At 53.3% G+C, this 23,448-nt stretch carries 18 protein-coding genes; 6 read left to right on the top strand and 12 right to left on the bottom strand.

All coding sequences use genetic code 11. From position 1 onward, the window contains the following. Positions 1–2 precede the first annotated feature (2 nt). The 12 genes from mraY to leuO form a co-directional block, all read right to left on the bottom strand. Entirely contained in the window at positions 3–1,085 is a 1,083-nt protein-coding gene (mraY, locus tag N7387_RS02940) for a phospho-N-acetylmuramoyl-pentapeptide-transferase (protein ID WP_262861440.1), read from the bottom strand. Then, a complete protein-coding gene (gene murF, locus N7387_RS02945) occupies positions 1,079–2,452 on the bottom strand; it encodes a UDP-N-acetylmuramoyl-tripeptide--D-alanyl-D-alanine ligase (protein WP_279796722.1) in 1,374 nt (457 codons plus the stop codon). Before murF ends, mraY begins: the two co-directional genes overlap by 7 nt. Further along, complete coding sequence (gene murE, locus N7387_RS02950; protein WP_279796724.1) at positions 2,449–3,936, bottom strand: UDP-N-acetylmuramoyl-L-alanyl-D-glutamate--2,6-diaminopimelate ligase; 1,488 nt, start codon at positions 3,934–3,936, stop codon at positions 2,449–2,451. Before murE ends, murF begins: the two co-directional genes overlap by 4 nt. Further along, positions 3,923–5,716, bottom strand: coding sequence for a peptidoglycan glycosyltransferase FtsI (gene ftsI / locus N7387_RS02955; protein ID WP_262859484.1), 1,794 nt, complete (start codon positions 5,714–5,716; stop codon positions 3,923–3,925). Before ftsI ends, murE begins: the two co-directional genes overlap by 14 nt. Positions 5,717–5,723: 7 nt before the next feature. Then, positions 5,724–6,041, bottom strand: coding sequence for a cell division protein FtsL (ftsL, locus tag N7387_RS02960; protein ID WP_004238454.1), 318 nt, complete (start codon positions 6,039–6,041; stop codon positions 5,724–5,726). Further along, positions 6,038–6,979: a 16S rRNA (cytosine(1402)-N(4))-methyltransferase RsmH gene (gene rsmH / locus N7387_RS02965; RefSeq protein ID WP_279796729.1), complete on the bottom strand. Its 942-nt coding sequence runs from the start codon at positions 6,977–6,979 to the stop codon at positions 6,038–6,040. Before rsmH ends, ftsL begins: the two co-directional genes overlap by 4 nt. Next, entirely contained in the window at positions 6,980–7,438 is a 459-nt protein-coding gene (mraZ, locus tag N7387_RS02970) for a division/cell wall cluster transcriptional repressor MraZ (RefSeq protein WP_004238452.1), read from the bottom strand. A 671-nt stretch (positions 7,439–8,109) separates the two neighbouring features. Continuing rightward, complete coding sequence (gene cra, locus N7387_RS02975; protein ID WP_262859486.1) at positions 8,110–9,114, bottom strand: catabolite repressor/activator; 1,005 nt, start codon at positions 9,112–9,114, stop codon at positions 8,110–8,112. Positions 9,115–9,197: 83 nt separating this feature from the next. Then, on the bottom strand, positions 9,198–9,689 hold the full coding sequence (gene ilvN / locus N7387_RS02980; RefSeq protein WP_262859487.1) for an acetolactate synthase small subunit: 492 nt from the start codon (positions 9,687–9,689) through the stop codon (positions 9,198–9,200). 2 nt (positions 9,690–9,691) lie between these two features. Further along, entirely contained in the window at positions 9,692–11,413 is a 1,722-nt protein-coding gene (gene ilvI / locus N7387_RS02985) for an acetolactate synthase 3 large subunit (RefSeq protein ID WP_279796733.1), read from the bottom strand. A 286-nt stretch (positions 11,414–11,699) separates the two neighbouring features. Then, positions 11,700–13,508 (bottom strand): long-chain fatty acid--CoA ligase, encoded by a 1,809-nt coding sequence (locus N7387_RS02990; RefSeq protein ID WP_279796736.1) that lies wholly within the window; start codon positions 13,506–13,508, stop codon positions 11,700–11,702. 211 nt (positions 13,509–13,719) lie between these two features. Continuing rightward, positions 13,720–14,667, bottom strand: coding sequence for a transcriptional regulator LeuO (gene leuO, locus N7387_RS02995; protein WP_279796738.1), 948 nt, complete (start codon positions 14,665–14,667; stop codon positions 13,720–13,722). An 864-nt stretch (positions 14,668–15,531) separates the two neighbouring features. On the opposite strand from leuO, the gene leuA reads away from it, so the two are divergent. The 6 genes from leuA (at position 15,532) to mutH (ending at position 23,443) form a co-directional block, all read left to right on the top strand. Continuing rightward, positions 15,532–17,145, top strand: a complete 1,614-nt coding sequence (leuA, locus tag N7387_RS03000) for a 2-isopropylmalate synthase (protein WP_182105174.1) — start codon at positions 15,532–15,534, stop codon at positions 17,143–17,145. Between the two features lie 2 nt (positions 17,146–17,147). Next, positions 17,148–18,239 carry a 3-isopropylmalate dehydrogenase gene (gene leuB, locus N7387_RS03005; protein ID WP_262859491.1) on the top strand — a complete coding sequence of 364 codons (1,092 nt, stop codon included), beginning with the start codon at positions 17,148–17,150 and terminating at the stop codon, positions 18,237–18,239. Position 18,240: 1 nt separating this feature from the next. Further along, on the top strand, positions 18,241–19,653 hold the full coding sequence (gene leuC / locus N7387_RS03010) for a 3-isopropylmalate dehydratase large subunit (RefSeq protein WP_262859492.1): 1,413 nt from the start codon (positions 18,241–18,243) through the stop codon (positions 19,651–19,653). 11 nt (positions 19,654–19,664) lie between these two features. Beyond that, positions 19,665–20,267, top strand: a complete 603-nt coding sequence (gene leuD / locus N7387_RS03015) for a 3-isopropylmalate dehydratase small subunit (RefSeq protein WP_279796742.1) — start codon at positions 19,665–19,667, stop codon at positions 20,265–20,267. A 264-nt stretch (positions 20,268–20,531) separates the two neighbouring features. Then, positions 20,532–22,196, top strand: coding sequence for an HTH-type transcriptional regulator SgrR (gene sgrR, locus N7387_RS03020; RefSeq protein ID WP_279796744.1), 1,665 nt, complete (start codon positions 20,532–20,534; stop codon positions 22,194–22,196). Between the two features lie 560 nt (positions 22,197–22,756). Next, positions 22,757–23,443 (top strand): DNA mismatch repair endonuclease MutH, encoded by a 687-nt coding sequence (gene mutH, locus N7387_RS03025; protein ID WP_279796746.1) that lies wholly within the window; start codon positions 22,757–22,759, stop codon positions 23,441–23,443. Positions 23,444–23,448: the final 5 nt, after the last annotated feature.

A 23,448-nucleotide genomic window follows, 5' to 3' on the forward strand; every position in this document is an offset into this window, starting at 1 on the left:
GATTAACGTACCTTGAGTGTCGCCAGACCGATCAGCACTAACATCAGGGAGATAATCCAGAAGCGGACAATAACCCTTGGTTCAGGCCAGCCTTTTAATTCATAATGGTGATGAATAGGTGCCATCCGGAAAATACGCTGACCGCGTAATTTGAAGGAGCCGACCTGTAAAATCACCGACAGCGTTTCCACCACGAACACACCGCCCATGATCAGCAACAGGAATTCCTGGCGCAGCAGAACAGCAATGGTACCCAGCGCACCGCCGAGTGCCAGTGAACCGACATCCCCCATAAAGACCTGGGCCGGATAGGTGTTAAACCACAGGAAGCCCAGCCCTGCCCCGACAATCGCGGTGCAGACAATGACCAGTTCCCCGGCATGCGGCAGATACGGGATATGCAGATAATGGGCGAAATTCACGTTACCGGTCGCCCACGCCACCAGCGCAAAACCGGCAGCCACAAAGACGGTCGGCATAATCGCGAGGCCATCGAGACCGTCCGTCAGGTTGACCGCATTACTGGTGCCGACAATCACAAAATACGCCAGCAGGATATACAGCACACCCAGCTGCGGCATCACATCTTTAAAGAACGGTACCACCAGCTCGGTCGCCGGCGTGTCTTTGCCGATGGCATACATGCTGAATGCCACGATCAGTGCCAGCACGGACTGCCAGAAATATTTCCAGCGGGCAATCAGCCCTTTGGTGTCTTTGCGCACTACTTTACGGTAGTCATCGATAAACCCGACAATCCCGTAACCAATCAGCACCAGCAGCACACACCAGACATACGGGTTGTCCAGACGCGCCCACAGCAGAACAGAAATGGCAATGGAGAACAGGATCATCACGCCGCCCATGGTCGGGGTACCGCGCTTGCTGAAGTGTGATTCCGGTCCTTCGCTGCGGACAACCTGACCAATCTGCATTTTCTGGAGATAGGCAATCACATGCGGCCCCATCCATAATGCGATAATCAGCGAGGTCAGCAGGCCGACGATGGCGCGGAACGTCAGGTAAGAGAAGACGTTAAACGCAGTGTGAAACTGCACCAGATACTCAGCCAGCCAAATCAGCATGGGACATTCTCCTGCAAGGCGTGCACAACTTCTTCCATTGCGGAGCTGCGTGAACCTTTAACTAATATTGAAATTGATGAATGCTGTGCCACCAGCGGTGCCAGCGCAGCAATGAGGGTTGTTTTGTCAGCGAAATGGCGTCCCTGGCACTCATCACTGATAAAATGACTGAACTGACCTGCGGTGAACACCGCATCCAGCCCGGCATCACGGGCAGCCTGCCCGACTCTGCGGTGACTCTCTTCGGCGTAACCGCCCTGTTCGCCGATATCCCCGGCAACCAGCACACGATAACCCGGCAGTTGTGCCAGCACACGGATTGCGGCAATCATTGAGCCGTCATTGGCATTGTAGGTGTCGTCAATCACCAATTTACCCGGTGCCAGCTCAACCGGGTATAACCGCCCCGGAACAGCACGGGTCTGCGCCAGGCCACTGCGGATATCCGCCAGTGTCGCCCCGGCAGAGAGTGCCAGTGCCGCTGCCGCGAGAGCATTAGCAATATTATGACGGCCCGGCAGCGGCAGTGTGACAGCAGTGCTGCCTGCCGGTGTGTGCAGGGTAAAATCGGTGGTCAGCGGATTTATCACCACATCAGCCGCGTAAAAATCGGCCTGCGGATGCGGATCAACGGAGAAACACCAGCGGGTCTGACGCGGCGTCAGGTGGGCCTGCCAGTGAGTGACATCATTGCTTTCCAGATTGATGATCGCGGTGCCTTCATCAGTCAGGCCGGTGAAGATTTCCCCTTTTGCCTGCGCGATGGCGTCTGCGGAACCGAACTCGCCGATATGGGCGGCAAACAGGTTATTCACCAGCGCGGTCTGCGGGTGCGTCATGGCGGCAGTATAGGCGATTTCACCGGTGTGGTTGGCACCCAGCTCAATCACCGCAAACTGATGTTTTTCTGTCAGGCGCAGCAATGTCAGCGGCACGCCGATATCATTATTAAAATTACCGGCGGTAAACAGGGTTTCACCTGCCTGCTGTAAAATCGCAGCGGTCATCTCTTTAACAGACGTTTTGCCGGAAGACCCGGTCAGTGCGACCACTTTTGCCTGACTGCGGTCACGGTTGCCTTTCGCCACCGCGCCCAGCGCAAGACGGGTATCGTTAACAATAATCTGCGGACAGTTCACGTCCATACGGCGGTTCACCAGGACAGCGGCGGCACCTTTCGCTGCCACATCCGCAATAAAATCATGCGCATCAAAACGTTCACCGGCCAGAGCGATAAACAGCGCACGTTCACCGACAGTGCGGCTGTCCGTGGTGATACTCTCAATCCGTTCTGATGCCGCGTGACCGCTGAGGATAAGCTCCCCGGCGGTCAGTTGTGCGATATCAGCGAGGGAGAACGGGATCATGCGATGACTCCCAGCAGGCGGGCGACGGTCAGGCGGTCGGAGTAGTCCAGACGGCGGTTGCCGACCAGCTGATAATCCTCATGCCCTTTTCCGGCCACCAGCACCACATCATCCGGTTTTGCCTGCATCACCGCAAAGGTGACCGCTTCCGCACGGCCCGGGATCGGCAGAGCACGGGAGGTATCAACCAGCCCGGCCATAATGTCATTGATAATCGCCTGCGGCTCTTCGCTGCGCGGGTTATCATCGGTGATCACCACCACATCGGATTCCTGCTCGGCAATGGCCCCCATCAGCGGGCGTTTACCTTTGTCGCGATCACCGCCGCAGCCGAAGACACACCACAGTTTGCCTTTGGTATGCAGACGCGCCGCACTCAGTGCTTTTTCCAGCGCATCCGGGGTGTGAGCATAATCGACAACAACCGTTGGCCGGTTATCCGCCGTGAAAACTTCCATCCGGCCGCAGACTGGCGTTAACGCCGCTGCGCTGCTCAGAAGCGCGTTCAGGTCATAACCCAGTGCCAGCAGTGTTGCTGCTGCCACCAGCAGGTTGCTGACGTTAAAGGCGCCCATCAGCGGACTATCCAGTTCACCGTCACCCCAGCTTGAGGTAAAGGTGATGTGCGCCCCGCTGTCATGGTAATCCACCGAAACGGCTTTCAGGAAACGCCCCTGCCAGTCAGCCGGCAGATTGTCATCCATTGTGACGGCGACCGCTTCCGGCAGTTTTGCCAGCCATTTCAGCCCTGTCTCATCATCCGCATTTATAATTTTTTGTTCGCTGTGATGGGTTGAGAACAGCAGCCATTTGGCAGCTTCATAATTCGCCATATCACCGTGGTAATCGAGATGATCACGGCTTAAGTTAGTAAAGACAGCCGCCCGGAACGGCAGTGCAGCCACACGGCTCTGAACCAGCCCGTGAGAGGAGACTTCCATTGCCGCCACCGTGGCACCTTTCTTCGCCAGTTTGTCCAGTTCGAGCTGGATATCGACGGCTGAGCCGGTGGTGTTTTCCGTCGGGATCACATGACCAAGCAACCCGTTCCCGACCGTCCCCATCACGGCACTGGTTTCGCCCATCGCCTGAGTCCACTGCGCCAGCAGCTGGGTGGTGGTGGTTTTACCGTTAGTCCCGGTGACGCCGATCAGTTTCAGACGCTCCGCCGGATGGTGATAGAACTCACCGGCCAGACGGGATAATTTTTCATTCAGGTGGCTGAGATAAACCACCGGTACGCCATGCAGAACCTGCACACTGCCGTCTTCTGCTGCGCCATCCGCTTCCGCGACCACGGCAGCCACACCCTGGGCAATGGCCTGAGGAATGTAGTGACGTCCGTCAGACTGGTGGCCTTTAACCGCCAGGAACAGATCACCGGCAGCCGCTTTGCGGCTGTCCAGGGTCATATCACGTAACGCCTTAGCCGGTGCATCAACACCGAGCGGCGCGAGTAAATCGCGCAAATTACGATCTGCCACTTGTACCCTCTTTTGGTTTAGTAATAACCACTTCATTAGATTGTTCTTCCGGTGTCAGCGCATCGGGTTCCACATTCATTGTCCGCAGAACACCGCCCATGATGGCACCGAATACCGGTGCGGAGATCGCACCCCCGTAATACTTGCCGCCCTGCGGGTCGTTGATAATCACAACCAGTGCAAAACGCGGACGGCTTGCCGGTGCAACCCCGGCGGTGTAAGCGATATAACGGTTCACGTATTTGCCGTCATCGCCCACTTTTTTTGCGGTCCCGGTTTTAATCGCCACGCGGTACCCTTTGATCGCAGCGCGCGTTCCGCCGCCGCCCGGTAACGCAACACTTTCCATCATCTGAACCACGGTTTTCATCACCGGCTCAGGGAAGACACGGGTGCCCGGCACCGGCGGATCCACTTTTGTGATGGACAGCGGGCGGTAAATCCCGAAACTGCCGATTGTTGCATAGGCACGCGCTAACTGTAACGGTGTTACCATCAGCCCGTAACCGAAAGAAAAGGTGGCCCTTTCAAGCTCAGACCACCGTGTTTTTTTACTTGGATATATGCCACTGCTTTCTCCGACCAGCCCCAGATTGGTCGGTTTTCCCAGCCCGAAACGCGAATAGACGTCCACGAGTTCCTGAGCGGGCATCGCTAACGCAAGTCTTGAGACACCTACGTTACTCGACTTCTGTAAAATACCGGTGATGGTCAGTTCGGCATAACGCGCCACGTCTTTGATTTCATGACCACTGATCCGGTACGGATAGGTATTCACCACGCTGTTCGGTTTGATGATGTTGTTGTGCAGTGCGGTCATCACCACCAACGGTTTTACCGTCGAGCCCGGTTCAAAAATATCGGTGATAGCGCGGTTACGCATGGCATCTTTCGGCGTGCCCTGGAGGTTGTTCGGGTTATAGGACGGGCTGTTCGCCATCGCCAGAATCTCCCCGGTATTCACATCCACCAGAATCGCCGTGCCGGATTCCGCTTTGTTCAGTGCCACTGCACTGCTGATTTCGCGGTATACCAGCGCCTGTAAACGCTCATCAATACTGAGTGTCAGATTATGTCCGGCCTGACTTTCACGGGCGATGGTGTCTTCGATAACACGGCCGCCGCGATCTTTGCGGACTGTCCGCTGTCCCGGAACCCCGGTCAGCCAGCGGTCAAAGCTTTTCTCAACCCCTTCAATCCCTTCATCATCAATATTGGTGACACCAATGATGTGAGCAGTGACGGAGCCGGACGGGTAATACCGTTTTGATTCTGCCTGTAAATAAATTCCCGGCAGATTCAGTTTTTTCACATAATCGCCGATAGTCGGGTTCACCTGACGCGCCAGATAGACAAAACGGCCTTTCGGGTTCGCCGTGACTTTGCTTTTCACCTGGTCGAGCGGAATATTCAGCGCTTCGGACAGTGCGCGCCAGCGGGTGTCATCCCCTACCCCGCCTTTGTCGGCTAACTCTTTCGGATCAGCCCAGACCGCATTCACCGGTACACTGACCGCCAGCGGACGCCCCATACGGTCGCTGATCATGCCGCGTGCGGTCGGGATCTCCTGGACGCGCAGCGAGCGCATGTCGCCCTCTTTGACCAGCATGTCCGGGTTGATAATCTGTAAATACGCGACCCGGATCAGCAGTGCGGCCAGGGCAAGCCCGATACCGCCGCATAACAACGCAAAACGCCAGCTGATAAAACTGGCTTTTTCTTCCGGACGTTTGATACGGGCACCGCCCTGCGTTTTGGCTGCTGCTTTTCTGCTTTTCATGCCTTCGTCATTTTGTTACGACAATTTTTTCGTTTGCCGGATCCACATGCTGCATACTGAGACGCTCAACGGACAGGCGCTCGACACGGCTGTGATCCCCCAGGGCGTTCTCTTCCAGAATCAGGTTACGCCATTCGATATCCAGCGAGTTACGCTCCAGCACAAGATGTTCCCGCTCTGCGGTCAGCAGACGTGTTTTATGTGCCGTGATGACCACAAAAATCGCGCTGACGATCACTGCAATAAATAAAATCGCAGGGATAAATCCGTGGCGCAGCAGGTCACGACAAATAACACGGGCTAAATTGTGCCGTTCTGTGGTCATGCTTTCTCCGCAAAGCGCAGCACTGAACTGCGGGCACGCGGGTTAACACTGATTTCCTGCTCTGACGGTTTCATTTTCCCGGCCAGTTTCAGCGCCGGTGTACCGTGTGCTTTCAGTTGTTCTTCCGTCAGCGGTAATCCGTGCGGCACCTGTGGTCCGCGGCTTTCGTTGCGCATAAACTGTTTCACAATCCGGTCTTCCAGCGAGTGGAAGCTGATGACCGATAAACGACCGCCCTGAGCCAGAATACTCAGTGCGCCGGTCAGCGCCTGGCGGATTTCATCCAGCTCGCTGTTGACATAGATGCGGATCGCCTGGAAGCTGCGGGTCGCCGGATGCTTATGTTTTTCTTTCACCGGCGACACGGCGGCGATCAGTTCCGCCAGCTGTTTTGTCCGCGTCAGCGGCTCTTCGGTCTTGTTCCGTTCAACAATCGCGCGGGCAATCCGTTTTGAAAAACGCTCTTCGCCGAAATTCTTCAGCACCCACGCAATATCGTCTTCTTTGGCTTCAGTCAGCCACTGTGCGGCGGAAATCCCCCGCGTCGGGTCCATGCGCATATCCAGCGGCCCGTCACGCATAAAGGAGAACCCGCGCTCCGCATCGTCCAGCTGCGGGGAAGACACCCCGAGATCGAGCAGAACGCCGTTAATCTGTCCGCCCAGTTCCAGCTCATTCACATAACCGGCGATACCGGAAAACGGGCCGTGAATAATGGAAAAACGCGGGTCGTCAATCTGTGCCGCCGCGGCAATCGCCTGCGGATCCCGGTCAATGGCGATCAGACGCCCCTGCGGACCGAGTTTTGATAAAATCAGGCGGGAGTGCCCGCCCCGGCCGAATGTGCCGTCGATATAAATGCCGTCTTCACGGATCTGTAATCCGTTAACGGCTTCATCCAGTAAAACACTGGTATGCTGAAACTGACTCTCTGCCATTTAAAGTGATAAATCCTGTAACCGGGCGGATAAAGGTCCGGATGCCGTCTGCCCGGCAGCAATATCATCCTGTACCTGCTGATACCACGTCTGCTCATCCCACAGCTCAAACTTATTGAACTGCCCGACCAGCATGACTTCTTTGGTTAACCGCGCATGTGTGCGCAGTGTACCGGCTAACAAAAGACGTCCCGCACTGTCCATCTGGCATTCCGTGGCATGGCCCAGTAACAGGCGCTGAACACGGCGCTCTGTGGGATCCATGGTGGACAATTGAGCCAGCTTCAGTTCGATCAGTTCCCATTCCGGTAAAGTGTAAAGCAGCAGGCACGGCTGGTGGAGATCGATAGTGCAGACCATCTGACCTTCCGACTTTTCAGCAAGCAGCGACCGGTACCGTGCCGGTACGGTTATGCGCCCTTTGCTGTCAAGATTAACCAGTGTTGCCCCGCGAAACATTCGTTTCTCCGCTCAGTTTTGCCCTGAATTACCACTTTCACCCACAATTTCCCACCAACAGAGTTTACGAATGGTACGAAAAGCTTGTCAAGCCAGCGCTGACAAGGTTTCGTTTCCGTTCTCGGGGAATAAAGGGGTGAGAAAATATGGGATTTTTTACTTCAGGGAACAGAAGTGAGATAACACACTGATTCAAATCAGAAAAAAATTCACATAATACACACTCGGCTAACCGGGGCAAATTATACCGAATCTGACGAAAGAAAGATGCATTTTTGCGAGGTATCGCTCACTTTCAGGATAAAAAATCACCACCATCCACCGCATTTCCGTCTTTTTGTGCCGGTCATCTGTGCTGTTACTTTCTGTTACAGCTCGTGATTATTTACTATTTGAAAATTTAATATTCAGTTTATCAATAGCATAACGGTCACAAAACTGAACGGAGGATATTCTGTGGTGTAAATCCTTAATCAAAATAAGTGTATTTACGGAGGAAAAACAGGCGTTCTGTGAAAATTGTCAATTTCTGTCAATCGGCAGAATTGAAAAAAAAATCTTAGGATTCCTCTCAAAAAGAGTTTTTCATCTGTTTTCGTACAAACTAAACAAAAATACCTATACGTTTCCGTACAGGTATCAGGAAAAATAATTATTTTATGGTCTGAATCTTACCGGCGGCTCAGACTGCCGCGGCGGCACAGATCACGGCGGATCCGGGTGATACCCGCTGCCGGTTTCTGTTTTTCATCCAGGCTCGCCAGCACCAGCTCCAGCACGCGCTCAGCAATATCACGATGACGCTGCGCCACAGACAGTACCGGACACTCAAGGAAATCCAGCAGTTCATGATCACCGAAGGTTGCGATCACCAGTTGCCCCGGCAGACGGCCGCTGCGGGCCAGCGTGGCATCCATCACACCCTGTAACAGAGCAAATGACGTGGTAAACAGCGCATCCGGCATCGGGTTGCTTTCCAGCCAGCTATCGAACGCTTTGGCGGCAGCATCACGCTCATAACTGTCGGCATACAGGAAATTCACCTTGCGGGCATCGCCTTCCCAGGCTTCACGGAACCCCTGCTCACGCAGGAAACTGACGGAAAGTTCCGGTAACGCGCCGAGATAAACTACCGATTCTGCCGGGAACTGACGCAGTTCAGCGGCCAGCATTTTGGCATCCTCAAAGTCATCCCCGACCACACTGATAAAGTGCTCATTTTCCAGTGCGCGGTCAAGCGCGACAATCGGCAGCGAGCGGTTTGCCCAGCGCTGATAGAACGGATGTTCCGGCGGCAGTGCGGTGGAAACGATAATCGCATCCACCTGACGCTGTAACAGGTGTTCCACACAACGGATTTCATTGTCAGGCTGGTCTTCGGAGCAGGCAATCAGCAGCTGATAACCCCGGCTGCGCGCCTGGCGCTCCAGATAATTTGCGATGCGGGTGTAGCTGGTGTTCTCCAAATCCGGGATCACCAGTCCGATTGAGCGGGTACGGCCTGCACGCAGACCGGCAGCCACCGCATTCGGATGGTAATTATGTTCACGAACCACCGCCATCACTTTTTCGACAGTTTTGTCACTCACACGATATTGTTTTGCTTTTCCGTTGATGACATAACTGGCCGTCGTGCGCGACACACCGGCAAGGCGGGCGATTTCATCCAGTTTCACGTTAACCCCTTACAAATCAGGAAACGGCCCGAACAACGGGCCAATAAGAAGAGCAATCAGTTTACCCTTTCACCACGAATATTTCACCGCATTATTTTGTCACCGCGCGACATCCCGACGATACCAGAACGGGCAATCTCCACAATTTCGGCAAAGCCGCGCACCGCATCCAGGAAGGCATCCAGCTTTTCACTGGTGCCGGTCAGCTGCACGGTATAGAGCGTCGCAGTCACATCCACAATCTGTCCGCGGAAGATATCGGTACTGCGTTTGACCTCATCCCGCCCGTAGCCGCTGGCCTGCAGTTTCACCAGCATCACCTCACGTTCAATGTGAGAGGCAGAAGTCAGTTCTGTGACACGGAACACATCCACCAGCTTATTGAGCTGTTTTTCAATCTGCTCCAGCACCCGCGCATCCCCTTTGGTCTGGATGGTCAGGCGGAACAGTGACGGGTCATCCGTCGGGGCTGCGGTGATACTTTCGATATTATACCCGCGCTGGGAAAAAAGCCCTGCCACACGGGATAATGCCCCTGTTTCGTTTTCTAATAAGATTGACAGAATCCGGCGCATGATCAGGTCCTCTCCGTTTTGCTTAACCACATTTCATCCATCCCGCCGTTGCGGATCTGCATCGGATAAACATGCTCTTTCTCATCCACCATCACATCGGCGAACACCAGCCGCTTCTCTTCGCGGACAATGCGCAGTGCCTCCGCGAGCTGTTCGCGCAGCGTGGTTTTATCACTGATACTGATACCGACATGCCCGTACGCCTCTGCCAGACGGACAAAATCAGGCAGTGAGTCCATATAAGAGTGCGAATGACGGCCGTGATAAACCATATCCTGCCACTGCTTCACCATACCGAGGAACCGGTTGTTCAGATTAAGCACCAGCACCGGCAGCCCGAACTGTAATGCCGTGGAAAGCTCCTGAATATTCATCTGAATGCTGCCGTCCCCGGTGACACACACCACCATATCATCCGGTTTCGCCAGCCGGACACCCAGTGCCGCCGGTAACCCGAAGCCCATCGTGCCCAGCCCGCCGGAGTTGATCCAGCGGCGCGGTTCATCAAACGGATAATAGAGCGCGGCAAACATCTGGTGCTGACCGACATCCGAGGTGATATAGGCCTTCCCGCCGGTCAGTTCCCACAGGGTGCGGATCACGGTCTGTGGCTTGATTTTCTCCCCGCTCTCATCAATGGTCAGACACTGTTTCGCTTTCCACTGATCAATACGCCGCCACCAGTCGCACAACGCATCCGGATCCTGCTCATCGGTCAGCGATTCCAGCTGTAACAGCATCTGCGCGAGACACAGTTTTGCATCACCGACAATCGGAATATCTGCTGCCACGGTTTTGGAGATAGACGCCGGATCGACATCGATATGAATGACCGTTGCCTGCGGGCAGTATTTCGCCAGGTTATTGGTGGTCCGGTCATCGAAACGGACACCGACGGCAAAAATCACATCACTGTGATGCATGGTATTGTTTGCTTCATATGTCCCGTGCATACCCAGCATACCGACACACTGCGGATGAGTGCCCGGAAACGCGCCCAGCCCCATCAGGGAAAGCGCCACCGGCAGACGCAGTTTATCCGCAAGGGTGAAAATCTCCGGGCTGCATCCGGCACTGATGGCTCCGCCGCCGATATACATGACCGGGCGTTTTGCCTGCATCAGTGTGATCAGGGCGCGTTTGATCTGCCCTTTGTGACCGGCGCCGGTCGGGTTATACGAGCGCAGACTGATCCGTGACGGGTAGCTGTATTCATGCTGCTGCTGGACAATATCTTTCGGAAAATCAATCACCACCGGCCCGGGACGTCCGGTTTGTGCCAGATAAAACGCTTTTTTGATGGTGGCGGGAATATCCGCGACATCGTGTACCAGGTAACTGTGCTTCACGACCGGGCGGGAGATCCCCACCATATCCACTTCCTGGAAGGCGTCGTTGCCGATCAGGGCACTCGCCACCTGACCGGACAACACCACCAGCGGCACCGAATCCATATACGCGGTGGCAATACCGGTAATGGCATTAGTCGCCCCCGGGCCGGAAGTGACCAGCACCACGCCGGTTTTGCCGGTCGCACGGGCATAGCCGTCCGCCATATGCACAGCGGCCTGCTCGTGGCGCACCAGAATATGCCCGACACCGCCCACGGTATGCAGTGCATCGTAAATATCCAGAACAGCACCGCCCGGATAGCCGAATACGTGTGATACGCCCTCATCAATTAAGGAGCGCACGATCATTTCTGCCCCTGTCAACCTCTCCATAAATGCTCTCCTGCCCGTGATTGCGGGTTGTAACTGCAAGTGATGTGTTTGTCTGTTTTTAGTTATCTGAGGATTAACATAACGATAAAATGACAGTGCTGGCAAATGCGTTTTTCGGGAAGCAAAAAGCGGAAAACCACAGGAATAAAGGAAATGTCATGATCCGCAGATGATCATACCTGCAGCAGCAGATCACAAAGCAGAGTTCACTGAGAGTGAGGGAAAAACCGGCGGGATATAAAAACGGCACTGCACAGGAAACCGGCAGTGCCGTCAGGGACATCAATCAGTCCGTATACATGGACTCAATTTCGCGCTGATAGCGCTGAGCGATCACTTTACGGCGCAGTTTCAGGGTCGGTGTCAGCTCACCGAGCTCCATGGAGAAATTCTGCGGCAGCAGTGTGAAACGTTTGACCTGATGAAAGGCAGCGATATTTTTCTGCAACTCTTTCAGACGGCTTTCAAACAGCGCCACAATCTGACTGTTTTTCAGCAGTTCCATCCGGTCATAGTATTTCAGATTCAGCGCCCGGGCATGCTCTTCCAGAGTGTCAAAGCACGGCACAATCAGTGCAGAGACAAACTTACGCGCATCGGCGACCACGGCGATATGCTCAATAAAGCGATCCTGTCCCAGTGTGCCTTCCAGCATCTGCGGCGCAATATATTTGCCGTTGGAGGTTTTCATCAGATCTTTCAGACGTTCGGTGATAAACAGATTGCCCTGCTCATCCAGCGCACCGGCATCACCGGTCCGCAGCCAGCCGTCATCAGTAAAGGCCTGACGGGTCTCTTCCGGCTTATTGTAATAGCCGCGCATCACGACCGGCCCGCGCACCTGAATCTCGTTTTCCTCACCGATACGCACTTCCACGTCCGGCAGCGGCACACCGATAGAGCCGAGCTGATAACCGCTGTTTTCCCAGCAGGATACCGTGGCACAGGTTTCCGTCATGCCGTAGCCGTATTTGATGTTAATACCGACAGCGAGGAAAAAGCGGATAATCTCATCATCCAGCCGCGCACCCGCTGCCGGTAAGAAACGGACGTTGCCGCCGAGCACATCACGCAGTTTGCCGAGCACTTTTTTCTGTGCGAACTGATCACACCGCGCGGCCAGCCATGACGGTTTATCACCACGCTGCTGTGCATCAAGGGTCTTTTTACCGGTGCGCACCGCCCAGTGGAATAACGCCCGTTTATACCACGGCGCCTGTGCCACTTTTTCGTAAATACCACTGAACACTTTCTCATAGAAACGCGGCACCGCACACATCACGGTCGGTTTCACCGACACCATGGCTTTGCGCACCAGATTGGTATCACTGAGATAGACATTCAGTGCGCCGGTGTGCATCACATAGAAACTCCAGGCGCGCTCAAAAACATGCGTCAGCGGCAGGAAGCAGAGTGAAATATCATTTTCAGTCAGCGTCAGCCGTTCATCATGCAGATAAAGCTGAGCCGCCATATTGCGGTAATCCAGCATCACGCCTTTCGGCTCACCGGTGGTTCCGGAGGTATAAATCAGGGTAAAAAGATCATCAAGAGAGCAATCCGCAATGCGCTGACGCAGCGCTGAGGCATAACTGCCGTTATGCCCGTTCATAAACTGACGCAGTGTGCAGACTGCCGGATGCGACGGGATCGCCGTATTTTCCGGGTTCATAATGATGATTTTCTGCAGGGACGGGCAGAGGGCGAGCAGCGACAGTGCAATTTCCGCCTGTTTCTGACCGTCCACGAACAGGATGCGCACCTGCGCATCATTGAGAATATAGGCCGCCTGGTCATCACTGCTGGTGGCATAGAGCGGCACCACAATGGCGCGGCACTGGAGAATCGCCAGGTCGGTTAATGTCCACAGGGCGCTGTTGTGCGAGAAAATGGCGACATTTTCCTGAACCTCAACCCCTTCAGCCAGCAGGGCTTCCGCCAGATTTTCACTGAACGTCCCGGCCTGCTGCCAGGTAAAATCGATATGCTGACCCTGTTCACACCACTGTCGCAGTGCGATTTGGTCACCCCGGCGCTGTTTCTGCTGTTGCAGCCGCGTCACTAAATGATAGTGATGCAAATTTGTTGTTGTCACACGCGTTTCCTTTACTGAGCCGTCAGACTGCACGGTTTCATGTTATGGAATAATTTTCAGCTTACAGGTGTAAGCTTAATTTTTTTCGCAAGTGTAGCCTGTTGTCCCTGGGAACAAAAGAAAATTTAGTTATCTTTGCATATGCCGGATCACAAAAAAGCACCGGCAGGCGAATCTGCCTGCCGGTACGGGAAATCAAATAAATGATCGATTACATATGATGCGTGAACTGGGTAAGCAGTGCCTTCATCCACTGGTGTCCTTTATCGCGGGTGCAGGCCTCATGCCAGATCAGAAACGCCGGACGGCTGACTTTATCCCACGGCAGCTGTACTTCCTGAATCGGCAGTACATGAGAATAGAGCTGAATCAGCCATTTCGGTGCAATCGCCACTAATTCTGTTTTCGAGACGATATTCAGCACACTGACTAAATTTGTTCCCTGATAAACAATAGCCCGCAGTAATTCATTATTCTCGTAATACGGTGAACTGAATGAATCAATTAAATCAAGCGATACCACTGCATGCTGCTCAGTAAAAATCTGTTTCTCCGTGACTGCATATTGTATACGCGGATGATTACGGGCAGCGACCAGTGATAATTGATCATTAAATAATAAGTGATGACTGTAATCCGGTTTATCGAAACGGTTATAACTGATAGCAAAATCCGTTTCCTGATATTTCAGGTTATGTTCAATATGCGAATTCATATAAGACTGAATATTGACATCGATATTTTCACTGTGAAGTTTAACCTGTTCAATTATTTTGTCTGTCAGACGGATATCCAGCGGACTGGAAACCGCCAGATTAAATACCCGTTCACTGCTGCCCGGCTCAAAACCTGCACCCGGCAGTTCATTGTGCACCAGCTGCAATGCCTGCCTGACCGGACCAAACAACTGTTTTGCACGGGCAGTCGGCTGAATCCCCCGGCCGAAACGGACGAATAATTCATCATTAAACATAACCTTAAGTCTTGACACCGCATTACTGACAGCCGGTTGTGACATACCTAAAAGTTCAGCGGCCCGGGTGACATTCTGCATCTGCATAACTGCATCAAAAACCGTCAGCAGATTAAGATCCACATTGCGCAGCTGTGTTTCACCGGATTCTTTTTTCACTTCTGCCACTGAGGTGTATTCAGTCATCTTAAACTCCAATAAATGATTATAATGACTTCAATAAGCCACCTGCCGCCACGATGAAACGGCAGATCAATACAAAATTGAAATCTATTATCTCAATTGATTATCTAATTAATAATTGAGTCTCTTCCTTGTATGGTTCTGAATACGCAGATGCGTATCATCATCACAATGCATACTATTTGAATATTTAAAGCAAGCAACTTATTCATGAAATCAATACATCTGTATTGCTTTATTCATTTAGTTTCCATGCAATGAGATAATAAAACAAAGATTGTGTTTATTCATAATAAAATTGTCATCTGTCAGCATAAAAAATCTGATTTTTTTTACTGACATAACAGAATAAATAAACGGTTCAATGAATATCTCACCGGTTACCGGTGGCAACCTGACCGCCGGTAACCGTATTCCCTGCCGACTCAACCGGTTCGGATTCTCTGCAAAAAAAATTCTGTAAAAATATTAGTCCAATCATTGAGCTGACTTATAGATGAAAACGCTGATTAATTTTTATAAATTAGTCAATTTATCTGCTTTCTGCCCTTTTTTTCGCCTTCGCCCGGTATCTCCGGTGAGAAGGCATGGTTGACAGACCATTTTATATTCAGTATCAATAATACATCGCCACGGATACGCTCTGCGTTTCGTGCCACTGAATTGACTGAGAAGGTTATCACTATGTCTTTCACTTTCCGCCTAAACAGCCTGCTAATTATCGCCTTAACTGCGCGTGGCGGGTTCGTGGCCGGAAGTTCCTCATAACTTTCTCCCTGAGACCTGAAAAACCCGCGCAATGTCGCGGGTTTTTTTTATACCTGCAAACCGGAAAACAGAACAAGAAATAACCGAGAGGATCACAACATGAGCGATAACGTCATCATTTTTGATACCACACTGCGTGACGGGGAGCAGGCATTACAGGCCAGTCTCAGTGTCAAAGAGAAGTTACAGATTGCTTTCCAGCTCGAACGCATGGGGGTCGATATTATTGAGGCCGGTTTCCCTGTCTCCTCGCCCGGTGATTTTCAGTCGGTGCAGACCATCGCCCGCGAAATCAAAAACAGCCGTATCGCAGCCTTGTCCCGTTGTGTGATCGGTGACATTGACGCGGCGGCGGAATCCCTGAAAGTCGCGGAAGCCTTCCGGTTACATATGGTGCTCGCCACCTCCGGTATTCACGTCAAAACCAAGTTGCGCAAGACCTTTGCTGACATCATCGATATGGCGGTCGGCTCGATTAAACATGCCCGCCGCTTTACCGATGACGTCGAGTTCTCCTGCGAAGACGCCGGGCGCACCGATATCGATGATTTATGCCGTATTGTGGAAGCGGCAATTAACGCCGGTGCCACCACGGTCAACATTCCGGACACCGTTGGCTATACCACGCCGTACCAGTTCGGCGGCATTATCAGTGAATTATTCAACCGTGTACCGAACATCGACAAAACCATCATTTCTGTCCACTGTCATGACGACCTGGGGATGTCCGTTGCCAACTCGATCACCGCCGTGCAGGCCGGTGCCCGCCAGATTGAAGGTACGATCAACGGATTAGGCGAACGCGCCGGGAACTGCGCCCTGGAAGAAGTGATTATGGCGATTAAAGTGCGGGAAAAAATGCTGGGCGTGCGCACCGGGATCAACCACAAAGAGATTTACCGCACCAGCCAGCTGGTCAGCCAGTTATGCAACACCCCGGTACCGCCGAACAAGGCCGTGGTCGGCAGTAATGCCTTTTCCCACTCCTCCGGTATTCACCAGGACGGTGTGATCAAAAACCGCGAAACTTACGAAATCATGACGCCGGACAGCATCGGCCTGAAAGATAACTTAATCAACCTGACCTCCCGTTCCGGTCGCGCAGCAGTGAAACACCGGATGGCGGAAATGGGCTATCAGGAAGATGATTATAACCTGGATGAATTATACGCCGACTTCCTGCAACTGGCGGACAAGAAAGGTCAGGTCTTTGATTACGACCTGGAAGCGCTGGTGTTTATGAAACAGCAGCATCAGGAACCGGAACACTTCTCGCTGGCGTTCCTCAACACCCAGTCCGGTACCGGTGTCAAAGCGTCAGCAACCGTCAGAATGCAGGCCGGGGATGAAATCATCTCCGAATCCGCCCAGGGGAACGGCCCGGTCGATGCGGCTTATGAGGCTATCCGCCGTATCGCAGGTTACCCGCTGACCCTCGCCGCCTATCAGCTGACCGCCAAAGGTCAGGGAACAGACGCGCTGGGTCAGGTGAATATCGTGGTGGAGTATGAAGGCCGTAAATTCCACGGCATGGGGCTGGCGACCGATATTGTTGAATCCTCCGCCCAGGCCATGATCCACGCCGTCAACAGCATCTGGCGCGCCGGACAGGTAAAAGAAGAAAAACGGCGTATACAGTCAGATAACAACATGCACAACGATACTCATAACGATACTCATAACAACAATACAGAGACAAAGGAAGCGGTGTAATTATGTCGGAACAATTTCATATTGCAGTTTTACCGGGCGACGGAATCGGCCCTGAAATTATGGCCCAGGCCATTAAAGTGCTGGATGCGGTGCGCACCCGCTTTAACCTGACCATCACCACCAGTGAATATGATGTCGGCGGCATTGCCATCGACAACCACGGGCACCCGCTGCCGCCGGCCACGCTGAAAGGCTGCGAACAGGCCGATGCAGTGCTGTTCGGCTCGGTCGGCGGCCCGAAATGGGAAAAACTGCCGCCGGACTCCCAGCCGGAGCGCGGCGCGCTGCTCCCGCTGCGGGCACATTTCAAATTATTCAGTAACCTGCGCCCGGCACGGCTCTATCCGGCACTGGAAGCGTTCTGCCCGTTGCGCAGTGATATCGCCGCGCGCGGATTCGACATCCTGTGTGTCCGCGAACTGACCGGCGGGATCTATTTCGGGCAGCCGAAAGGCCGTGAAGGCGAAGGTAAATATGAGCGTGCTTATGATACCGAGGTGTATCACCGTTTTGAAATCGAACGCATTGCCCGTATCGCCTTTGCTTCAGCCCAAAAACGCCGTGGGCAGGTGACCTCGATTGATAAGGCCAATGTGCTGCAAAGCTCCGTATTATGGCGTGAAGTGGTAACAGAAATCGCCAAAGAATATCCGGATGTCGCACTGTCACACATGTATATCGATAACGCCGCTATGCAGATGGTGAAAGATCCGTCGCAGTTTGATGTGATCCTCTGCTCCAACCTGTTCGGCGACATTATCTCCGACGAGTGCGCCATGATCACCGGCTCCATGGGAATGCTGCCGTCCGCCAGCCTGAATGAGAAGAAATTCGGTCTGTATGAACCGGCAGGCGGCTCCGCGCCGGATATCGCCGGACAAAACATTGCCAACCCGGTGGCACAGATTTTATCCGCCGCCATGATGCTGCGCTTCAGTTGCGGACAGGATGCGGCGGCAGACAGTATAGAAAACGCGGTGAATCAGGCACTGAATGCCGGATACCGCACCCGCGACGTGGCCGGCAGCGGCAAGAGCGTGACCACTGACGAAATGGGCGACATTATCGCGCGTTTGATTACAGAAGGGGCTTAAGATGAGCACAGGAAAAACCTTATATCAAAAATTATATGATGCCCATGTGGTTCGTGAAGAAGCAAACGAAACGCCGATCCTGTATATCGACCGCCACCTGGTGCATGAAGTGACCTCACCACAGGCATTTGACGGATTACGGGCGAAAAACCGCCCGGTGCGCCGCCCGGAAAAAACCTTCGCCACCATGGATCACAACGTCTCCACACAGACCAAAGATATCAATGCCTGTGGTGAGATGGCCCGTAACCAGATGCAGGAACTGATCAAAAACTGTGAGGCCTTTGGTGTCCGTCTCTATGATCTGAACCATCCGTATCAGGGTATCGTGCATGTGATGGGGCCGGAACAGGGCATCACCCTGCCGGGTATGACCATTGTCTGCGGGGACTCTCACACCGCCACCCACGGTGCGTTCGGCTCACTGGCTTTTGGTATCGGCACTTCCGAAGTGGAACATGTGTTAGCCACTCAGACACTGAAACAGGCGCGAGCCAAAACCCTGAAAATTGAAGTGCGCGGCAAAGTGGCTCCCGGTATCACCGCCAAAGATATTGTGCTGGCGATCATCGGTCACACCGGCAGCGCGGGCGGTACCGGTTATATCGCGGAATTCTGCGGGGATGCCATTGAGGCGCTCTCCATGGAAGGCCGGATGACGGTCTGTAATATGGCGATCGAAATGGGCGCCAAAGGCGGAATGATTGCCCCGGATCAGACCACCTTTGATTATCTGAAAGGCCGTCAGTTCTCCCCGCAGGGCGCGGACTGGGATGCCGCCGTGGCTTACTGGCAGACCCTGAAAAGTGATCCGGATGCAAAATATGACGCGGAAATTATTATCAATGCCGCCGATATAGCCCCGCAGGTCACCTGGGGCACCAATCCGGGTCAGGTGATTGATATCAGCCATACCATTCCCGCACCGGAAAGCTTTACCGACCCGGTGGAAAGAGCCTCGGCGGAAAAAGCCCTCGCGTATATGGATTTAACCCCGGGCAAAAAATTAACCGATGTGAAAATCGACAAGGTGTTTATCGGCTCCTGCACCAACTCGCGGATTGAAGATTTACGCGCTGCCGCCGCCGTTGCCAAAGGGCGCAAAGTCGCGCCGGGAGTGCAGGCGATAGTGGTTCCGGGCTCCGGGCCGGTGAAATCACAGGCAGAAGCGGAAGGTCTGGATAAAATCTTCACCGATGCCGGGTTTGAGTGGCGTTTGCCGGGCTGCTCGATGTGTCTGGCGATGAACAATGACCGCCTGGCACCGGGAGAGCGCTGCGCCTCCACCAGCAACCGTAACTTTGAAGGGCGTCAGGGGCGCGGCGGACGTACTCACCTGGTCAGTCCGGCCATGGCTGCTGCAGCCGCTGTCACCGGCAGTTTCGCCGATATCCGTACCATTGAGATGCGCTGAGGGAGAGAGTCATGGAAAAATTTATTGTACATCAGGGCATTGCCGTACCGCTGGATGCCGCCAATGTGGATACCGATGCCATTATTCCGAAACAGTTTTTGCAGAAAGTAACCCGCACCGGCTTCGGGCAGCATTTATTCAATGACTGGCGTTTTCTCGATGATGACGGACAGGTACCGAACCCGGATTTTGTTCTCAATGTCCCGCGTTATCAGGGTGCATCGATTCTGCTGGCCCGTGAAAACTTCGGCTGCGGCTCCTCCCGTGAGCACGCACCGTGGGCCTTAACAGATTACGGCTTCAGAGTGGTGATTGCGCCAAGCTTTGCGGATATCTTTTACGGCAACGCATTCAATAACCAGTTATTACCGGTGAAATTACCCGAAGACGCGATTGATGCGCTCTTTGACCAGGTACAGAAAACAGAAGGTGCGCAGATTATTGTTGATCTGGAAAACCAGAAAGTGATCGCCGGTGAGCTGGAATACCCGTTCAGTGTTGATACTTTCCGCCGCCACTGCATGATGAACGGCCTCGACAGTATCGGCCTCACCTTACAACACGACGATATGATTTCCCGTTTTGAGGAAAAACTGCCTGCATTTATGAACTGATAACCGGATACATTTCCACCATTGAACCCCTGCCATCACCCCTTTTGTGATGGCAGCTTTTTCCCCGTTTTTCCCTGCCTCTTTTTCCGGATCACCGGACAGAAAAAAACCAGCCTTGCGGCTGGCGGTAAAAGTCACCATTACTCAAGAATCGGGAGTGAGTCAGGTATCACACTGACGTCATGAGCTGCTTTAATGACATTGAGTATGGACGTAATATACGGAAATAAAAATGGACAGAAAACCGACCGGAGTTCCTCTTTTATGAGCACACCACGCCTCCAGCACCAGTTTATCCGCCTGTGGCAGCATCATCAGGGACAGGAGACCGAAACCACCCTTCAGGAGATCGCCGATATCCTGCACTGCTCGCGCCGCCATGTCCGCTCTCTGCTCAGCAGTATGCAGACGGCAGGCTGGCTCAGCTGGCAGGCGGAAACCGGCCGTGGTAAGCGTTCACGTCTCTGTTTTCTGCAAAGCGGACGGGACTTGCAGCACGCCCGTGCCGAACTGCTGATTGAACAGGACAATATCGAAAAACTGGTGGCGATGGTCAATGATAAGGACGCGATGCGCCAGATGGTATTATCTCAGCTGGAACGCAGCTTCCGGCAGGGAAAAAGTCTGCTGCGCATTGTCTATTACCGTCCTTTTTATAATTTACTGCCCGGCTCGCCGCTTCGCCGCTCGGAAGTTCATCTGCTGAGCCAGATTTTTAACGGACTGACCGCCATAAATGAGGAAAACGGGGAAGCCATCCCGGCGCTGGCACATCACTGGCAGCAGACCGGCGACAAACAGTGGCGTTTCTGGCTGCGCCCGGCGATATTTTTCCACCACGGTCGTGAATTGCAGATGGTGGATATCATTTCCTCTTTTGAACGCCTGCGCGACACACACCCGCTGTTCAGCCATATCCGCACTGTCCGTTCCGATATGCCTTACATTATTGATATCACGCTGAATGAAGCCGACAGCTGGTTCCCGGTGCTGACCGGCAGCCCGCATGCCGCCATTCTGCCCCATGAGTGGCAGGAACTGCCTGACTTTGCCCGCCGCCCTGTCGGCACCGGCCCGTATCAGGTGGTCTGCAATAATGACCGCAAACTGACGATCCGCGCCTTTGACCATTATTACGGCTTCCGTGCTCTGCTGGATGAAGTTGCTGTACTGGTGGTGCCGGAGCTGGAAGAAAAAATGGTCTGCACGACGCTGCATATCGGCGCGGACGGCCCGGAACGGGATTCTCTCGACAGCCGGATGGAAGAAGGCTGTTATTTTCTGCTGCACGACGTACGCTCGGCAAAAGGAGAGCGGGACGATATCCGCCGCTGGCTCAACAGCCTGATGACCCCGGTCAGTCTGCTGTATCACTGCGAACCTCTGTATCAGCGTCACTGGTGGCCCGCTTACGGGCTGCTGCTGCGCTGGCATCACAGCAAGCTTATCCCGCCCTGTGAAAAACCGGCTGATCTGACAGAACTGACGCTGACCTATTATCAGGATCATCACGAATACCATGCTATCGGCAAATTATTGCAGCAGCTGCTGGCGGAACAGGGCGTGAAACTGACGATTAACATCACGGATTACGAGACCTGGTTTAACGGCGATTGTGACAGTGATTTCTGGCTGGCGACCGCCAACTTTTATAAGCCGCTGGATTTTTCGGTTTTCGCCACCCTGTACGAGCTGCCGCTGCTGCGCCGCTGCCTGGGAGATGATTTGCGTGCGCCGCTGAAACAATGGCGGCAGCGCACCCTGTCCCTGGCGGCATGGTGTGAGCAGATCATTGACAGGCAAATGCTGTTCCCGCTGTTCCATCACTGGCTTGAATTACAGGGGCAGCGCAGTATGCGGGGCGTCAAAATGAATACCTTCGGCTGGTTTGATTTTAAATCTGCCTGGTTTATCCCGCCGGACAGTTAATTCACAGAAAACGGTAAAGTTATAAACACCCTCTGATAAAAAACCGGCTTTTATTCACGTTTTCTGTGGATATAGTTGTGAAAAACGCAAGGGTAATGGGGGTATAGTTTTTAACAGCCCCTTGTTGATAAAATCACGACTGTTAAATAAACCCTGATAAATCATATCAGTGAGGAAATAATAAAAGAGAATTATCCGAAAAAATCACCGGCATTTTTTTTAACAGACTTACACAGCACAAAAAATAACCACACCCGGTGTTATCCACAGATTGTGACTTATCCGTGAGCAAAACCCCTGCTGAAACGCGAAAACAGGCGGAAGTCAAGCCTGTAAATCAAACCAGTAGTGGGGTGGTTTTCCACTTATCCCATAAAGCTGTGGATAACTCAGTGTAAGATCCTGTTTATTGTCTGAGGATGCTGGTGCACAACCTTCTGCACTTATTGCGGCGACGAAAATTAATAGCTATATATCAATAAATTAGATAATATTTATTTTTCATTCATGCCTATGTATTATTTTACCGGATAACACTGTTCAACTTTTAAGCATATAACATGACACAACTTTTTCAGCCGCCATTACCCCCGGCCAGCGAATCTGAGCTGCTCAGCCGCGCCCAATCCCTTGCCGGTGCCACGTTCGGTGAGCTGGCGGGCTGTGCCGGTATTCCGGTGCCGCCGGATCTGCGCCGTGATAAAGGCTGGGTCGGGATGCTGCTGGAATACTGGCTGGGCGCGGATGCGGGCAGCAAAGCAGAACAGGATTTTGCTCACCTCGGCGTGGAGCTGAAAACCATCCCGGTGGATGAATCCGGCGTGCCGCTGGAAACCACGTTTGTCTGTGTCGCCCCGCTGACCGGCAACAGCGGCGTCACCTGGGCGGAGTGTCATGTACGCCATAAACTCTCCCGTGTACTGTGGGTACCGGTGGAAGGCGCGCGCCATATCCCGCTGGCAGAGCGCCGTATCGGCACTCCGCTGCTATGGTCACCGTCGGAGGAGGAGGAACGCCTGCTGCGCGCCGACTGGGAAGAGCTGATGGATATGATTGTGCTGGGAAAAGTGGAGCAGATCACCGCCCGTCATGGTCAGGTGATGCAGATCCGCCCGAAAGCCGCCAACAGCCGCGCACTCACAGACGCTATCGGTCCGCACGGACAACCGATACAAACACTGCCCAGAGGCTTTTATCTGAAGAAAAATTTCACTGCCCCCTTACTTAAGCGCTATTTCCGGTGCTGATCACT

It is taken from the genome of Morganella sp. GD04133 (genome assembly GCF_029835375.1).
Classification (GTDB): domain Bacteria; phylum Pseudomonadota; class Gammaproteobacteria; order Enterobacterales; family Enterobacteriaceae; genus Morganella; species Morganella morganii_B.

What these genes read in the sequence shown, in the direction of transcription:
- ftsI (WP_262859484.1), bottom strand. Translation starts at nt 5,716, where the DNA reads ATGAAAAGCAGAAAAGCAGCAGCCAAAACGCAGGGCGGTGCCCGTATC.
- mutH (WP_279796746.1), top strand. Translation starts at nt 22,757, where the DNA reads ATGACACAACTTTTTCAGCCGCCATTACCCCCGGCCAGCGAATCTGAG.
- leuA (WP_182105174.1), top strand. Translation starts at nt 15,532, where the DNA reads ATGAGCGATAACGTCATCATTTTTGATACCACACTGCGTGACGGGGAG.
- ilvI (WP_279796733.1), bottom strand. Translation starts at nt 11,413, where the DNA reads ATGGAGAGGTTGACAGGGGCAGAAATGATCGTGCGCTCCTTAATTGAT.
- leuB (WP_262859491.1), top strand. Translation starts at nt 17,148, where the DNA reads ATGTCGGAACAATTTCATATTGCAGTTTTACCGGGCGACGGAATCGGC.
- murF (WP_279796722.1), bottom strand. Translation starts at nt 2,452, where the DNA reads ATGATCCCGTTCTCCCTCGCTGATATCGCACAACTGACCGCCGGGGAG.
- rsmH (WP_279796729.1), bottom strand. Translation starts at nt 6,979, where the DNA reads ATGGCAGAGAGTCAGTTTCAGCATACCAGTGTTTTACTGGATGAAGCC.
- leuD (WP_279796742.1), top strand. Translation starts at nt 19,665, where the DNA reads ATGGAAAAATTTATTGTACATCAGGGCATTGCCGTACCGCTGGATGCC.
- sgrR (WP_279796744.1), top strand. Translation starts at nt 20,532, where the DNA reads ATGAGCACACCACGCCTCCAGCACCAGTTTATCCGCCTGTGGCAGCAT.
- leuO (WP_279796738.1), bottom strand. Translation starts at nt 14,667, where the DNA reads ATGACTGAATACACCTCAGTGGCAGAAGTGAAAAAAGAATCCGGTGAA.
- mraZ (WP_004238452.1), bottom strand. Translation starts at nt 7,438, where the DNA reads ATGTTTCGCGGGGCAACACTGGTTAATCTTGACAGCAAAGGGCGCATA.
- mraY (WP_262861440.1), bottom strand. Translation starts at nt 1,085, where the DNA reads ATGCTGATTTGGCTGGCTGAGTATCTGGTGCAGTTTCACACTGCGTTT.
- leuC (WP_262859492.1), top strand. Translation starts at nt 18,241, where the DNA reads ATGAGCACAGGAAAAACCTTATATCAAAAATTATATGATGCCCATGTG.
- ilvN (WP_262859487.1), bottom strand. Translation starts at nt 9,689, where the DNA reads ATGCGCCGGATTCTGTCAATCTTATTAGAAAACGAAACAGGGGCATTA.
- ftsL (WP_004238454.1), bottom strand. Translation starts at nt 6,041, where the DNA reads ATGACCACAGAACGGCACAATTTAGCCCGTGTTATTTGTCGTGACCTG.